Origin of the sequence: Aquiflexum sp. TKW24L, assembly GCF_023502205.1 — a bacterium.
In the GTDB taxonomy this organism is placed as follows: Bacteria; Bacteroidota; Bacteroidia; order Cytophagales; family Cyclobacteriaceae; genus Cognataquiflexum.
Window position 1 is genome coordinate 80,044 of record NZ_JAMFLG010000020.1, and the last position, 14,054, is coordinate 94,097.

At 41.1% G+C, this 14,054-nt stretch carries 15 protein-coding genes; 3 read left to right on the forward strand and 12 right to left on the reverse strand.

Going from position 1 to position 14,054, the window contains the following annotated elements:
• Positions 1 to 50 precede the first annotated feature (50 nt).
• A complete protein-coding gene (locus M3O96_RS13960) occupies positions 51 to 1,451 on the forward strand; it encodes an MBL fold metallo-hydrolase RNA specificity domain-containing protein (RefSeq protein ID WP_249721419.1) in 1,401 nt (466 codons plus the stop codon).
• A 167-nt stretch (positions 1,452 to 1,618) separates the two neighbouring features.
• On the opposite strand, the gene M3O96_RS13965 is transcribed toward M3O96_RS13960, so the two are convergent.
• The 7 genes from M3O96_RS13965 to M3O96_RS13995 form a co-directional block, all read right to left on the reverse strand.
• Positions 1,619 to 2,764, reverse strand: coding sequence for an amidohydrolase family protein (locus M3O96_RS13965; protein ID WP_249721421.1), 1,146 nt, complete (start codon positions 2,762 to 2,764; stop codon positions 1,619 to 1,621).
• 112 nt (positions 2,765 to 2,876) lie between these two features.
• Positions 2,877 to 4,013 carry a lycopene cyclase family protein gene (locus tag M3O96_RS13970; RefSeq protein WP_249721423.1) on the reverse strand — a complete coding sequence of 379 codons (1,137 nt, stop codon included), beginning with the start codon at positions 4,011 to 4,013 and terminating at the stop codon, positions 2,877 to 2,879.
• Between the two features lie 29 nt (positions 4,014 to 4,042).
• Positions 4,043 to 4,492, reverse strand: coding sequence for a GNAT family N-acetyltransferase (locus tag M3O96_RS13975; RefSeq protein ID WP_249721426.1), 450 nt, complete (start codon positions 4,490 to 4,492; stop codon positions 4,043 to 4,045).
• 41 nt (positions 4,493 to 4,533) lie between these two features.
• Positions 4,534 to 6,210, reverse strand: coding sequence for a mechanosensitive ion channel family protein (locus M3O96_RS13980; protein ID WP_249721429.1), 1,677 nt, complete (start codon positions 6,208 to 6,210; stop codon positions 4,534 to 4,536).
• A gap of 27 nt (positions 6,211 to 6,237) precedes the next feature.
• Positions 6,238 to 6,693: a DUF4440 domain-containing protein gene (locus M3O96_RS13985; RefSeq protein ID WP_249721430.1), complete on the reverse strand. Its 456-nt coding sequence runs from the start codon at positions 6,691 to 6,693 to the stop codon at positions 6,238 to 6,240.
• Positions 6,694 to 6,804: 111 nt separating this feature from the next.
• Positions 6,805 to 7,545 (reverse strand): DUF2490 domain-containing protein, encoded by a 741-nt coding sequence (locus tag M3O96_RS13990; protein WP_249721432.1) that lies wholly within the window; start codon positions 7,543 to 7,545, stop codon positions 6,805 to 6,807.
• A 194-nt stretch (positions 7,546 to 7,739) separates the two neighbouring features.
• The gene (locus M3O96_RS13995) at positions 7,740 to 8,291 is read right to left on the reverse strand and encodes an outer membrane beta-barrel protein (protein WP_249721434.1); all 552 of its coding nucleotides are present in this window, start codon (positions 8,289 to 8,291) and stop codon (positions 7,740 to 7,742) included.
• Positions 8,292 to 8,560: 269 nt separating this feature from the next.
• On the opposite strand from M3O96_RS13995, the gene M3O96_RS14000 reads away from it, so the two are divergent.
• On the forward strand, positions 8,561 to 9,970 hold the full coding sequence (locus M3O96_RS14000) for a sugar porter family MFS transporter (RefSeq protein WP_249721436.1): 1,410 nt from the start codon (positions 8,561 to 8,563) through the stop codon (positions 9,968 to 9,970).
• A gap of 446 nt (positions 9,971 to 10,416) precedes the next feature.
• Positions 10,417 to 10,917 carry a hypothetical protein gene (locus M3O96_RS14005; protein WP_249721438.1) on the forward strand — a complete coding sequence of 167 codons (501 nt, stop codon included), beginning with the start codon at positions 10,417 to 10,419 and terminating at the stop codon, positions 10,915 to 10,917.
• Positions 10,918 to 11,052: 135 nt separating this feature from the next.
• Here M3O96_RS14005 and M3O96_RS14010 read toward each other — a convergent pair whose 3' ends face one another.
• The 5 genes from M3O96_RS14010 to M3O96_RS14030 form a co-directional block, all read right to left on the reverse strand.
• Positions 11,053 to 11,256, reverse strand: coding sequence for a type II toxin-antitoxin system Y4mF family antitoxin (locus M3O96_RS14010; protein ID WP_249721440.1), 204 nt, complete (start codon positions 11,254 to 11,256; stop codon positions 11,053 to 11,055).
• A gap of 330 nt (positions 11,257 to 11,586) precedes the next feature.
• A complete protein-coding gene (locus M3O96_RS14015) occupies positions 11,587 to 12,183 on the reverse strand; it encodes a YdeI/OmpD-associated family protein (protein WP_249721442.1) in 597 nt (198 codons plus the stop codon).
• A gap of 160 nt (positions 12,184 to 12,343) precedes the next feature.
• Entirely contained in the window at positions 12,344 to 12,583 is a 240-nt protein-coding gene (locus tag M3O96_RS14020) for a ribbon-helix-helix domain-containing protein (protein ID WP_249721443.1), read from the reverse strand.
• Between the two features lie 147 nt (positions 12,584 to 12,730).
• Positions 12,731 to 13,021 carry an agmatine deiminase family protein gene (locus tag M3O96_RS14025; RefSeq protein ID WP_249721446.1) on the reverse strand — a complete coding sequence of 97 codons (291 nt, stop codon included), beginning with the start codon at positions 13,019 to 13,021 and terminating at the stop codon, positions 12,731 to 12,733.
• A 77-nt stretch (positions 13,022 to 13,098) separates the two neighbouring features.
• A complete protein-coding gene (locus M3O96_RS14030) occupies positions 13,099 to 13,827 on the reverse strand; it encodes a hypothetical protein (protein ID WP_249721447.1) in 729 nt (242 codons plus the stop codon).
• Between the last annotated feature and the right edge of the window lie 227 nt (positions 13,828 to 14,054).

The following is a 14,054-nucleotide window of genomic DNA, read 5'->3' on the forward strand; positions in this document are numbered from 1 at the left end:
TATGCTACCATTAAAATCGTATTTTTAAGAAGCATTAAACCCAAATCGTTATGCAAGTCAAACTCAAATTTTTAGGCGGAGCAAAGACCGTCACCGGCTCAAGGTATTTACTCGAAATCGACCATCTCAAAATCCTTGTGGACTGCGGCCTTTTTCAGGGTATGAAAGAATATAGACTCCGAAATTGGGACAAATTCCCTGTTGATCCCGCCGAAATCGACTTGGTCATTCTTACCCATGCCCACATTGACCATACAGGATATTTGCCCAAATTGGTCAAAGAAGGTTTTGCAGGACCAATCTATTGTACTTTCCCGACAATGGAACTCACCAAAATCCTCTTGATGGATTCCGCAAAACTTCAGGAAGAGGAAGCTGCTTATGCACAGAAAAAGGGATATTCCAAACATGAAAAACCTCAGCCACTATATAACAGAGAAGATGCGGAAAAAGTAATTCCCCTACTTCAGCCTATTTATATGGAGCGCGAGGAACGAATAAACGATCAGACTTCATTCACTTATTTCAATGCAGGTCATATCCTTGGTGCCGCCATCCTCAAAATCAAAGTGAAAGGCGAAAATCAGGAAAAGAAAATCGTCTTTTCAGGTGACCTCGGCAGGTACCACGATCCCATATTGAATCCTCCTGTAAGGCTTCCTTTTGCTGATATCCTATTGATGGAATCTACCTATGGCAATAGGAAGCAATCTAATCCCAAACCCGAAGAGGAACTTGGGAGGGCGATACGGGAAACTTTCAGAAACGGCGGAGTGGCTGTCATTCCTGCCTTTGCGGTAGGAAGAACCCAGATGATCCTGTACTATCTCCACCTTCTCCAACAAAAAGGAAAAATCCCCGATATCCCCATCTACGTCGATAGTCCTATGGCCATTGATGTGACTAAGATGTATAAGGATTTCTCATCCTATCACAGGATATGCCCGGTATTGGAAGAAGAAGGATGCAATCCTTTTTTACATAAAAACCTCCACTATTACCAAAGTCAGGAATCCTCCATGTCTCTCAATAACCTCCGCGGAGATGCTATTATCATCTCTGCAAGCGGCATGGCGACGGGAGGCAGGATTCTTCACCATCTTTACCACCGCTTACCCAATGAGCAGGACAGCATTATTTTCGTGGGCTATCAAGCAGAAGGAACCCGTGGCAGGAGAATTCTTGACGGGGAAGAGACTGTTAGAATGTATGGTATTGATGTCAAAGTAAAGGCAAAAGTATTCTACATCGAAGGACTTTCGGCTCATGCCGACCAAGATGAACTGATAGAATGGGCAGAAGGGTTTACCTCTAGACCCAAGAAGGTATTCCTTATCCATGGGGAAAAGGAAGCCGCAGAAGGATTGGCAGTACGGCTCAAGGAAGATTTGGATTGGCATCCGATTATCCCTGAATACCTGGAGAGTTTTGAGTTGTTTGAGGGGATTTAAAATTCATAAGGTTACCGGCTTTCTTGCCAGTACTCAGTATTCCCTGATCAAAAGGGACGGAAGACCGAAGACCGAATTTTTGGGGCAGAGAAGCAATTAACATAATGCTCTATTTTTGGTATGTATTAAATAAATTCCTTTCGCTCCGGAAAAATTACCTCAAATTCTCAATCTGGAAATCCACTCTTATCGATATTGGGGATGATTTTGATGGCGTTTTTATAGTAAACTTTCTTCAGGACTTCATCTGAAAGTCCAAGTCCATACATGCCCCAAAAAGCGTGGTACTTTTTGTAATAGGGGAAATATTCATCTTCGGTTTCCAACACCCGGAAGTAGGTATAAAATTCCTCCTTGTTGTAAGCGTCTTTCGCAAAAAGAATCCTGTCCTGATATTCTGTGAAAAACCGGTTGGCTCGCTTAGGCTGTCTTCCAAACTCAGCTATCACGGCACCTATCCCAAAATAAACATTGGGATACATGTCTAGATGCTCACTTGCTTTGTCCAGGTTATTGGCCATCCAACCCATGTGGGCATTGATGAAATTGGTTTTTGGATGCTTCTTGAACACATGATGCTGCTCGGCAATAATCTGATCAAAAGGCGCAGGGTCAGTATCGCTCCGTTTTCTGTTTGGGTTGATTTTCAATTCCAGCCAACGCTCATTATTGGCATCTAAAGGCTGCCAAAACTGTTCAGGATCAGCGGCGTGAATGATTACAGGAATTCCCAATTCCCCGCATTTTTTCCAAACCGGATCCAAATCAGGATGGTCTATCGGCACACGGACACCATTGATATCCTTGGTAGACAGACCAAGGCTTTTATAAATTTTCAATCCATTGGCACCGTTTTTAACGTCACTCTCCAAATCTGCTACAGCTTTTTCACTCCATCCGGGAGCACCAAATTCCCTGAAAGAAAGGTTGGTAAAAACAATGAATCTCCCCGGTGCTACACCATTGAATCTCCTAATCATGGAATACATATATTCCTGTCCATCGATGTCTCCGGCAGCTCCCCTACCCCTTCCGCTCAGGTTGACCATGACGCCCATATTCAGTTCATTCATTTCCTTGACCAAAATATTGACCCTTTCCTGAGAGACATTCCACTGATGACTGTGGATGTCGATAAATGGGAATTTGGCTCTTTTGATGGGATTTTCAGCCACTACCAATGTCGAAGGAGGATTGTATTCCTCAAAACTCATCTCCTGTCCATAGGAATTCATTCCTAGGAAGCAAAAAGAAAAGAATAAAACCGCGGTAAGAATTTTATTTGACGACATGTTGAAATGAGATGATTTCATTGGGATATTTTTTGAAAAGTGTAAAGATGGGTTACTGTCAATCATTTGAAAAGGGTTTTGTGATTATCGGGATTTAAAAATTTGATTTCAGTAACTCCATCATTTGAATAAATCAGAAAACCTCTTTTAAAGCGGCTTTGAGAAATGTAGGGATATGGGTGGAGTTCATGACTTTGATGTCAGTCAATAGATTCGTGTTTTCATCCAGGAAATCAAAAACGGTTTTTGGTGGCAGCTTCTCGAAAAGTTCGCTGAAAACCCGCCAAGCCGGAAAATTCTTTTCGGACAAAACCCTGAGAAAGATAGAGTCATATAGCAAGTACTTGTCAAATTTGCTGTCCAATCCGTCCAAAGGATTTTTGTTTTTCGCCAAATTTGCTGCTATTTTTCTACATTTCTTTTGGATAAATGCAAAAGTATATCCTGTTGAAGCTTTGGTATGGCCACCTGCTGTGCCGATATTGATGACATTCCCACTTTGGGTTTTGGGAATCGGTTCGTTGGTCATAGGAATGACACCGTATTCCGTTTCTTCAATTTCGTAGGAATCCAGTTTTAAAACTTCACGGCAGTATGTTTCCAGGGCGGTCTTATATTCCTTCTCCTCGAGAAGACTATCTGAAAAAATAGTGTACTCTACCAAGGCTAGATACTCGTTTTTTGGCAACACATACATAAACCTGCAATCCCCCTTTTGGTCAATCCGAAAATCCATCAAAATCGGTCTTTTGGGATCGAAAACGGGCTCTGGACTTTTGACAAACCATCCGGTAAAATGCTGTTGCAGATGGTGTTTGCCTGTAGTCTTTGGAATGCTTACAAAAGCACTGTTGAAAACAAATTTCCCTTTGAAAGTTTGTGTCTGACAAACAACCGTTCCGTCAGCATTTATTTCTTTGATATCCTCCTGTACAAAGTTGATATTTTTAGACTCTTTTATTTTGTCCAAACAGAATTCATAAAAATCCCTGCTGCGAAGCATCTTGTAGCGGTAGGGTTGGATTTCTAATACTGTCGAAAAACCCGGAGAATGAAAATAGAGTTCATCCCAACTTGCATGGAGGATTTGGTCAAAGGGGCTGGATTCTCTTTGCCAAAAACACCATGTCCGGTCATTGCTGTTTTTGATATATTTATCTAGGATCAATATCCGTTTTTCCTTGAGGGTTGGTTCTTCCAAAATATAAAGCGCCAAACTCAGCCCTGCTGCACCTGCCCCTGCGATGATATAGTCAAATTCCTGATTCAATGATGCTTTGATTTATGGGATGGTTTTGTTTAAAGTTCCTTTTCGAAACAAAGGCTGTTTTCCACACCAATGTACTGACCATAGTTGGGAATGATGCTATAACCGCTTTTTTTGTACAATGCCACAGCTTCTACTTGTCTTATGCCAGTCTCTAGGATACATCGGGTATAACCCAATTCTGCAGCCCAAGTTTCAAGTTCGGCTATGATTCTTCCTGCTATGCCTTTTCCTCTGTGGGGTTCGGAGACAAACATCCGCTTGACTTCCACAATATCCGGAGCGAATTCCTTGATGGCGCCGCAGCCTACAGCTTGCCCATTTTCATAGGCCACGGTGACGTATTTGATATTGTCAGTTTTATTGAATTGATTGTAGAAAGCATGGTCTTCCCCATCAGTGACAGCGAGTCCGGCATCTAGGAGCTTGACAAGTCCCATGAAATCAGCGTTTTGGGAATTGGTACGAACAAGAGTAAGCATATTTAAAATATCGACTAGTACTGAATCTAAATGGAAAGGGTTTAAACATCTTTATTTTGTTCCGTTTTGACATTAAAGGCCGGCACCTTGTAATCTTCCGGCAAGTAATTGGCAGGAATGGTGGACATATTCCCATCCCTTGCCGCTCGGTAATGCGGTGACATGATTTCTATTCCTCTTTCGAAAAATACATCCTGGATATTCTGGTGAAGTTCTGAGTATACCCTTGCCATCCCTATAGATTCCCGCGAGTAGGCATTTATCTGGTAAGAAACATAGAAATCGTCCAAACTTGTCTGGAATACAAATGGACTAGGTTCTTTCAAAACCAAATCCGTTCTCATGGCTGCTTCAATCAGCGCCGCGTGGGTATCTCGCCAAAGGACGTCGTAGCCAATCGTCACAGTGGTATTGATAATCAGTCCTTCGGTTTTTGCCAAGGTGCTAAAATTTACGGTGTTCCCACTAAGGACAGAAGAATTGGGAATCGTGATTTCCTCGTTTTTGATGGTTCGGACACGGGTAACCAAAAGTGTCTTTTCCAAAACTATCCCTGCGATGTCTCCGATTTTTATCCTATCTCCGATTTTGAAAGGACGCATATAGGTAATCACCAATCCCGCGACCATATTGGCTATTGCCGTAGATGATCCAAGGGAAAAAAGGATACCGATAAAAACCGACACTCCTCTGAATACATTGGAATCTGATCCAGGCAAATGGGGGAAAATCAGCACCAAGGTGAATGCATACAACAGCACCCTAACAATGCTGTAGGTAGGCATGGCCCAATCAGAATGGAATCCGGAAAGCTTCAGTTTTTCTGCTTCAATTTCCAAAAAGATATACCTGACAAAACGGATGAAAAAACGCATCACGATAAAAATCACCAAAATGGTAACAAGGTTAGGTAGATAATCCCAAATCGCTAGAAAAATCGACCTGAAAGGGGACCAAACCAATCCCAACAAAGCGTCAGCCCAGCCTCTGGTAAGTGGAAAAATACTGAACCCAATGGACAAGACCGCATACCCGAGGACCACCCATAAAAACAGCCGAACTCCCCTAAGGAAAATTAGGATTACCCTCAATTCCTGCTCAGCAGTCAAAAAAGTATAGTCTTTATAGCTTAGATTTTTAAGCAATTTGTCCCTGTGGAGGGAAAGGTATTTCAAAACTCTTTTATATCCCTTATTGAGAAGCCAATAGAGAAACAAGGCTACTAATAATACTATACCTGTGTACAAGATCCTGAACAAGAGTTTGCTCAATTTGTATTCTTCAATGCCATTTTTGATTGATTGGGAAATTCGTCTCTTAGCTTCTTCGGCTATTTCATAGAGACTAAGATCATAAATGGCTGCATCCGGAGGCGATACGCTTGTCACGATGATGTCACGGTAAACAAGGTCCACGGTGTATTCAGATTCGACGATGGTCAAGGAGTCGACGCTAAAATTTGGATCTTCATATAATCTCCTGATTTTTTCAGTAATATGTTTTGCCCTTTCACTAGGAGTGGAAGTTCCCATCTTGATGTACACATAGAATATGGTGTCATTCATGATTCCCAAAACAGGGAAACCTTGGATCCCCTTGCGTAGCCCTTCCCTATCCACAGCAGTACTGTCATTTTGGGCAAAAGCAGCCAACCCAAACAGGTGAAAAATCAAAACAAAAAAGGAGCCTCTCAGAACAATCTTGTTGAATCTAGTCATTTGGAAATTTAGAAAATATCAAACCATTTATTGAGTGGAAGGAAGCATATTCCTGATGGCGGAGATTTTCCAGCGGCCGTCTTCTTTGATGACTACGAAAGTGCTCCACATGTTCCTGATTGAACCATCTTGGCTCTCGATCTGATACCGTGCATCTATGATACCCACTTCCGGCAGCAGCAACCGGCACTTTTCCATTGTCAAAGTTCTGGTTCCGACATTGGTATTAGAACTCCTTTGCATCCCTTCCACAGCCTCGGAAATCCCGTCCCTCCATTCTCCGGACGAAACCAATTGATCCACCTCATCAGTCAGAATTTCTCGCAGCAAAACAGTATCCTTTTTGTCCCTCGCTTCCGAATACGAGTCTATCAGAGCTACAAATTCGCTTTTGGTTTTCTCTGTCAATTTGGTGTTTTGGGCCACCAAAAATGGAATGCTAGAAAACTGGATCAGGAAAATCAGGAATAATGATTTATTCATGTATTTGAAAATTGGATGGGAGAAACTACGCTACAGATACCCTTGATTCTTTCACTTTAAAACCAATTTCAATTTAAGAAATTAATACCAATTACAGGAATTCGGTACCTATTATCTCTTTTTCCTGTATTCCAATACATGGAAAGCCGTCACCCTGATGGAATGGATGTCCTCCACCGTATCCAACACTGGCTGGTACTGCATGATCAACTGGTACAATATCGCCAAGTCAAATTTGCGGTTTGGAGAAATCACCACTCCGCCCAAAGTCCTGTTTTGATTGAACATTTGACTGCTTATAATATCCCCAGTATGAAACATGGTTTCATTGGCTGCCTGCCAACTGAGTTGAAAACCGTCCGGTGTTTTTGGTGGAAGCAACAAACCCTGCAATTGGATCATGTATCTCGCCCTTGTGGTATAGGCATAGATGGGCTCAGTAGATGGATACTGGATCAATTCCTGTCTAAACCGCTGCTCAAGTCTAAACCTATGTATCAATTGAAATTTAGATTTTTGAATAGTCCACTGTGCCTGCTGCCATAGCCGGTGCTCAGGCAGCCAATTGATATCGAGGTCAGATACATAGGTTCCAAACCAAGCGTATCCCGCAGTGACTCTCAATCTGCTATTTACAAAGTAATTGGCTCCGACTCTGGCGGCTGTGAGTGTGGAATTAAATGGGAAAAATCCCCGTGTCCTATAATTGACATCGAAAGTATATCCCCATTTTTCAGAAAGTCTGGTTTGGTTGTTATAAGTTAGCCAAAGCTGGGTATCTCCCTGAGAAAAGGTAAAGCTTGCTTTCAACACCGTCACCCCAAAAAACATCAACATCACTACTTTTTTCATAATCAAAGTAAAAGGTCACCAAAAGGATTTTTTGTAAGGTTTTATTGTAAATGGTTTAATATCCTTATGGCCCAACCCAACAAATATGTCAATTTCAAACACAATATCATAACCATGCTTGTATGGGGATTAAAAACAAAAAAGGAAGATAAACTCTTCCTTTTTTCATAGAAAATCAAAGTATTTAATGCAGCTTAAAACCCAAAAGCAGCACCTATTTGCAGGTAAGAATTCTTGTTGCCGTTGTTGACATCCATAAACCCGTGGTGGTACCTTGCTTCTATATCAATGATAAACAGCCTGAATCCTACCCCGATATGAACAGGCAAATCAAAAGAGCTGGTTCTGTTGGTATCATTCAAGACACTCTGACTATTGACTTCATATTTTTCCCCGATTTTAATATTGGCATTGATACCGCCTTGGGCATAAAGAGGACCAAGTTTTACCCTCAATCCAAGAGGAATGCTGAGGTAATTGATGCTTCTAAAATTGGCTTCATTGGTTCTGTGCCCGTTTTGCATGTATTCCAATCCGGTGTTCAGTCTCAACAAATCACCTACTCCAAGCTTGATGTTTTTATACCCACCTAAGTAAAAACTTCCCAAACTACCCGCCACCTGATTCCCGTTGTTGGTAGTACTTGCCGTCTGATAACCTGCCCTCACTCCTATTCCCTGTGCATTGACCTCCAATTGCATCAATACAAGGCCCAAAAACAAAAACCCAAAAAGAAATCTTTTCATGTCAATAATCAATCAAAATTTTTCACCTACTCTATTGGCTTTTCGGTTTCCGCCCAAAATCCCGAACAATTTATTGATTATTGGATGCAATCAAAAGATTAATGGTATTTTTTACCTATAACCATTATAATTATAGGAAAAATATAGGTTTTTGGCAATCATATACCTGCTTTCCAATTCACCGTCCACCATTCTTTCCTTTTTCCACTTCCCTCCTGTTGCAAATCCGCCTCGGTATCTTAAATTGGAATCCCCAAACCCAAACCACCATGGATCAAAATATCCGCTACAACCAAACTTACATCTGGCTTATCAGCATGACAGCCGCACTGGGAGGATTTCTTTTTGGGTATGACTGGGTGGTGATCGGTGGCGCCAAGCCATTTTATGAACCCTATTTCAACATCACCTCTCCGTCAGATCAGGGTTGGGGGACAAGTTCCGCGCTGATCGGATGTATGGTAGGGGCCATTCTCTGCATCGTATTGAGTGATAAGTTTGGAAGAAAAAAACTCCTGATTTTTTCAGGGTTGCTATTTTCGGTATCGGCTATCGGAACAGCACTTGGGGACACTTTCTGGTGGTTCAACTTCTACCGTATCGTAGGTGGTGTTGCGATGGGCATTGCCCTCAACCTTTCTCCGCTGTACATAGCGGAAGTGGCGCCACCTGAGAAGCGCGGCATGTTTGTCACACTGATGCAGCTTTTGGTCATGGTCGGTGTGCTTTTGGCACAGGTCGTCAATTGGCAGATTTCACTTTTGGACAGTTCATTACCTGATAACCCGGATTTTGCGATGCTGGCGGAAAGCTGGAGCGGGCAATATGGTTGGAGGTGGATGTTTGGTGTGGAAGCCATTCCCGCAATGTTGTTTTTTGGATTGATGTTTTTTGTTCCCGAAAGCGCAAGGTGGCTTGTCAAAAACAACCAAGAGACCAAAGCAAGGAAGATTCTAGAAAAAATCGGAGGAACCTTCTACGCAGACCTTGCCATCACCGAAATCAAATCTACTGTGAATGAAGACAGCCTTGCCAAAGTCAATTTCAAAGAACTTCTAAACAAAAGGATCATCAGGCTATTGGGAATCGGCATTTTCCTTGCCTTTCTCCAGCAATGGAGCGGATTAAATGTCGTGATTTACTATGCTGCGGACATCTTTCAGGCAGCAGGCTACACCCTCAAGCAGATGATGCTCAATATTGTGGTGATCGGCGGGGTGATGGTGCTTTCGGTGTTTATCACGATTTTTACAGTGGACCGATTTGGGAGAAAAAAGCTCCTCTTGATAGGTACGTCAGCCATGGCCATCATCTATCTTTTTATAGGTTATTCCTTCTATACCGGGCAGGGAGGCTTGCCGGTGGTGTTTCTGGTACTTGCCAATGTCATGTTTTATTCCTTTACCCTCGCGCCGCTGCTGTGGGTAGTGTTGTCAGAGATTTTCCCTACAAGGATCCGTGGGGCTGCGATTTCCATTGCGGCATTGGCCCATTGGGTGGGAAATTTTTCCCTGACCTACACCTTTCCTACGATCAAAGAAAACTTGGGTTGGGCCAACAACTTTTGGCTGTACGGCGCTATTTGTGCCTTTGGATTTGTGGTGATCTATTTTGTCTTGCCTGAGACCAAAGGCAAAACCTTGGAGCAGATCGAAAAGGATTTTATTGGGGAAAAATAAAGACGTAAGGATAATGCAATGTTCTACACATTTGAGTTATCCCATCAACGTATCTTTTAATGTTAATAAGAGGCAATCTTAACAGAATGAGGATAATTAGGCCTTATAGCACTGTGCATCTTTTTATTTACTTAATTTTTAACCAATCGGAGAATTGAATTCGAGATTCGAGAATCGAGAATTTAAGCTTAAAATTTCCTCCACACCCAATTCTCTCTTCACACAACTCCCGAAATCAAAATCCCATATTTCTGGAGTTAATATCTGAGAGATACACCAGGCTGCTTTCTACAAAAATCAAAATACTCTGATTTTTTGTCTCGCCTTATTTTAAAAAAACTGCTATCAAAGCATCTCCTTTAAGTTTCCGTTAAAATTACCTGCACTTGGTATACACCGAAAGACAACAATCCTTATTTTAGGTAAAAATTTTTAAAAACAAGAATATGAAAACCCAAAAACCATTCAATCATCTCAAAGGAATCATTCATGGCATCAGCAGCGACGGGAGAATCACCAGAGGCGAGTTCACCGAAATGAAACTTTGGTGCCAAGCCCATCAGAGCCTTTGTGAAGAATCTCCTTTCAAAGAATTCTTTGCTGAAGTCAAAGCGATTCTTGATGGTGGTGTGATGACCTCTGAGGAAATCATGGAACTGAAAACCATTATCAAAAACCATGAAGCTGAGCTTAGCGTCTCCGAAAGCACAGAGGCCAAAATCCAGTTTCTTCAAGGAATCTGTTATGGAATATTAGCCGATGAGGAGATCAATAAGTACGAAGTCACTGTACTTAAAAAGTGGCTGGAGGAAAATAGTACGGTGCTCGGCCGATCCCCATTCAAAGAAATGCATGCTTTATTGTCAAGAGTGATGGAAGATGGGAATGTTGATATCAAAGAAGAAAAAGAACTTAAAAAATACTTTTTGGAGGTGATGGAAATGTAGGGAAGGTTCTGGAAGGAAGGTAGTGTGTAAAATAAAATAAATCTGAGATAAATAAAGAATTTTAATGGCTATCCCCCGTATCCAATTCCCTAAGTACTCCCGGCTAGATATTAATGTATTTGATTGTGGCCTGTCTCATGGTAATTTCTCATTAACAGGACCCAATACATGACCAAACATCTGCAAGACCTGATTTACTTTTGACAGACTGAGATTGTCTTTTCCTTGCTCGATCTTTCTGATGACCGTCAAGGCAACGCCAGATTTCATAGCCAATTCCTCCTGCGTTAGCTTGGAAAGTTTTCGTCTACTTTTGACAAATTCGGAAATTGAGTTCATTTCTATATGTATTTGCATACAAAAATAGATATTTTAATCTTATTATATGCAATTAGATATAATTTTAAGGAATCCATAAGTTCTGTTTTATGTATGTTGGCAATGATGTCAGTGAAAGCGTTAATTCAAAGTAACTCAATGTTGGAGACTGAAATGTCTGGAACATCCCTGCCCGACGACAGGCGGGGGTCTTCCGACTTCGTCCCGATAGCTATCGGGATTCCCTGCCTACCGTAGGCAGGCGTCCCAACTGAAGTAGATTATTGGTTAACTGGCAAAGAAGCGTATGTCCAATATTTCTGTTTATACCTCAAAAAAGTCCATTCTCCACTACCCCTCATTTTTCGGTCCGCGAAATTGCTTGGGCTTAAGCCTTTGGGCGGCAAGCTCCACTATCTCGGTGATACGGTTTTGCCGGGTTTCGGGTCTTTTGGCCAAGGCAAGCCATTGCAGAATATTGCGTTTGTCTGACCTGCTTAAGCTTAAAAAGTAATCTTTGGCTTGAGGCATTTTCTTGAATTCCGATTCCAAATCCTCAGGAATAATCAGGGCCTCCGCCCCATCCAAAATTGTCCAGGAGCCATTTTGTTTGGCGATTGCTATGGACCGAAAACCAGCCTCTGTCATCAATCCCTCGGCTACAAGCCGCTCTATTTTTTCTTTGTTGATCCTTGACCAGACAGAGTTGGGTTTCCGTCTGCTAAAAAACTGCATGAATTTCTCATCGTCAATAGGCATTTGTTTGCTGTCTATCCAGCCAAAACAAAGCGCTTCATCCACTGCATCCGCGTAGGCGACAGTCGGAGCATTGGATTTCTTTTTGTAGTAAATGATCCAAATGGATTGCTTTTTATCATGGTGTTCCTGTAGCCAATCCCGCCACTCCTGCCTGGTTTTGGGATAGAATGTTTCTAAAGCTTTTTCCATGATGAATATGAATTAGAGTAGATTATTCAAATCCTGCATTCCAATTATTGCCATAATCTCAACCACATTGTCGGTAATTCTGAAGTAAATGGTATCAGAGCCAACTCCATAATGATGAATGCAAATCAAGTCCTATTTGCCTGCATTACTTAGTCTATAATCAGCCATTGAGTCTGGACTTTGACTCTTTTAAAATCATCTCTTTGGAATCAGTAGTAAATCCGTCTATTTCGGATTTTTCTAGCTTGGCCCTAAGCCAGTCAATAGTAGCCTGCTGTTTTCTCGCCTGTCTCACCAAATCGTTGACAAGTTCACTTTTGCTTGAATATTCCTCGTTTTCAATTTGCGATTTTAACCATTCATCATTTGGTTTCGAGAAAGATATACTTTGTCTTGCCATAGCCTTGTCTTTTGGTGTAAAATTACACCAAATATGAATCAAAATCAATTTTATGGTGATAGAAAGGTGTAGATGAAATCTACTCCTAGTCGCCTTACAGACTCTTCGATGGCCTGGACCTAATACTTTCCAACAATAATCAAACCCTCATTTCTTAATGTTCCAAGTTAGGCAGTTTATGATCCCTGTGTCTTTTGCTGGTTCATTGCCTTGGATAGTGATTACCTTTTTATCAGAAAAAATCTCTTTCGCCTTTTTAACGGCCTCATTGTCTGTGTCTTTATCAAACACAGGTAAAATCAAAAAGTCTTTTAATTCAAGATAGTTCAGATAAAGCCCAGCTGCATCATCACTATCCTCGTTGCCTGATAAGTCAAACGGGAATGAAATCCATTTAAGACCTGAATTATGTAGAGCAGCCGAGCGCAAATGTGTCAACCCATGACGACCTTTCTTTAACCCAAAATTCTGCCGGAAAGTAACTATACGACATGTTAATAAAGGTGTCGCTGTGGCTAGTTTTTTATTTTTAAATACTCTCTTATTTCAGAGAATTTATATTTCAATTCAATTATTGGTGTTGATGGTTTCATCACATGGGGCAACCAACATTCTTCTATGATCTCAATATGGTCTGCATACAAAGCATACTGATTGAGCTTGAAAGAATTGTCACATTCATTAAAATATTCAAGAGTATTTTCATAGTCATCTTCACTTAATCCCCAATTAGAGTCCTTATGGTTTTCTTTAAGATTCCGTCTCGCTTTGTTATATTGTTCTACCTTGTCTTCAAAAACCATTTTTTTGAATGTCCCTGTTGTATCAATAATATCAGAAATATCTAACCATTTTCCTGTTTTAGTTGAATAATTAAAATATTCAGTCCAATAAGTGCAATAGGCTCCACATCCTTCGGCACTCACATTTATCGATAGTATTCCATTTTGATTAAATGTCACTGTAAAGTCAAGAAAGATAATTTGGCCATCCGCCCATTTAATTAATGCCGAGTCCATAGTCGCATTTGGGTATTCATTATTTGTAAATCGATTTTTCAAATCATTATTGATTAGCGAGTCGATTTTTTGGTTTTCCGACTGAACTATTGGAAAATTCATCTTGTCTAACTGAATGTCCTCGAATCGCCCACTTTTCTCAAGTCGAAAGGTTTCGATTTGAACAATCTGTCCAAATGCGATTGGTCCTATAAACACCAATATTATTGTCAGGATTTTAGTCATTTTAAAAATTCGCAACAAAGTTTCGCTTTCTTCTATACAAAGGAAAGCATTCCTTAACACCTTCCTTCCTCTATGTTTCGAAAGATCTCCTATAAAACTAAAAGAATTTTTTATGTATCCAATCCATCAAATTGACTTTTTACTGTGTTTTAAACCGACCCTGATTTTTGAATTGTTGAAATTCCGAATTCCTACCCAGCACTGCATTTAACCTTCATCCTTCCTCC

Coding starts and splice junctions, on each gene's coding strand:
- M3O96_RS13960 (WP_249721419.1), top strand. CDS start 51: ATGCAAGTCAAACTCAAATTTTTAGGCGGAGCAAAGACCGTCACCGGC.
- M3O96_RS13965 (WP_249721421.1), bottom strand. CDS start 2,764: ATGAAATCATCTCATTTCAACATGTCGTCAAATAAAATTCTTACCGCG.
- M3O96_RS13975 (WP_249721426.1), bottom strand. CDS start 4,492: ATGCTTACTCTTGTTCGTACCAATTCCCAAAACGCTGATTTCATGGGA.
- M3O96_RS13980 (WP_249721429.1), bottom strand. CDS start 6,210: ATGACTAGATTCAACAAGATTGTTCTGAGAGGCTCCTTTTTTGTTTTG.
- M3O96_RS13985 (WP_249721430.1), bottom strand. CDS start 6,693: ATGAATAAATCATTATTCCTGATTTTCCTGATCCAGTTTTCTAGCATT.
- M3O96_RS13990 (WP_249721432.1), bottom strand. CDS start 7,545: ATGAAAAAAGTAGTGATGTTGATGTTTTTTGGGGTGACGGTGTTGAAA.
- M3O96_RS13995 (WP_249721434.1), bottom strand. CDS start 8,291: ATGAAAAGATTTCTTTTTGGGTTTTTGTTTTTGGGCCTTGTATTGATG.
- M3O96_RS14000 (WP_249721436.1), top strand. CDS start 8,561: ATGGATCAAAATATCCGCTACAACCAAACTTACATCTGGCTTATCAGC.
- M3O96_RS14005 (WP_249721438.1), top strand. CDS start 10,417: ATGAAAACCCAAAAACCATTCAATCATCTCAAAGGAATCATTCATGGC.
- M3O96_RS14010 (WP_249721440.1), bottom strand. CDS start 11,256: ATGAACTCAATTTCCGAATTTGTCAAAAGTAGACGAAAACTTTCCAAG.
- M3O96_RS14015 (WP_249721442.1), bottom strand. CDS start 12,183: ATGGAAAAAGCTTTAGAAACATTCTATCCCAAAACCAGGCAGGAGTGG.
- M3O96_RS14020 (WP_249721443.1), bottom strand. CDS start 12,583: ATGGCAAGACAAAGTATATCTTTCTCGAAACCAAATGATGAATGGTTA.
- M3O96_RS14030 (WP_249721447.1), bottom strand. CDS start 13,827: ATGACTAAAATCCTGACAATAATATTGGTGTTTATAGGACCAATCGCA.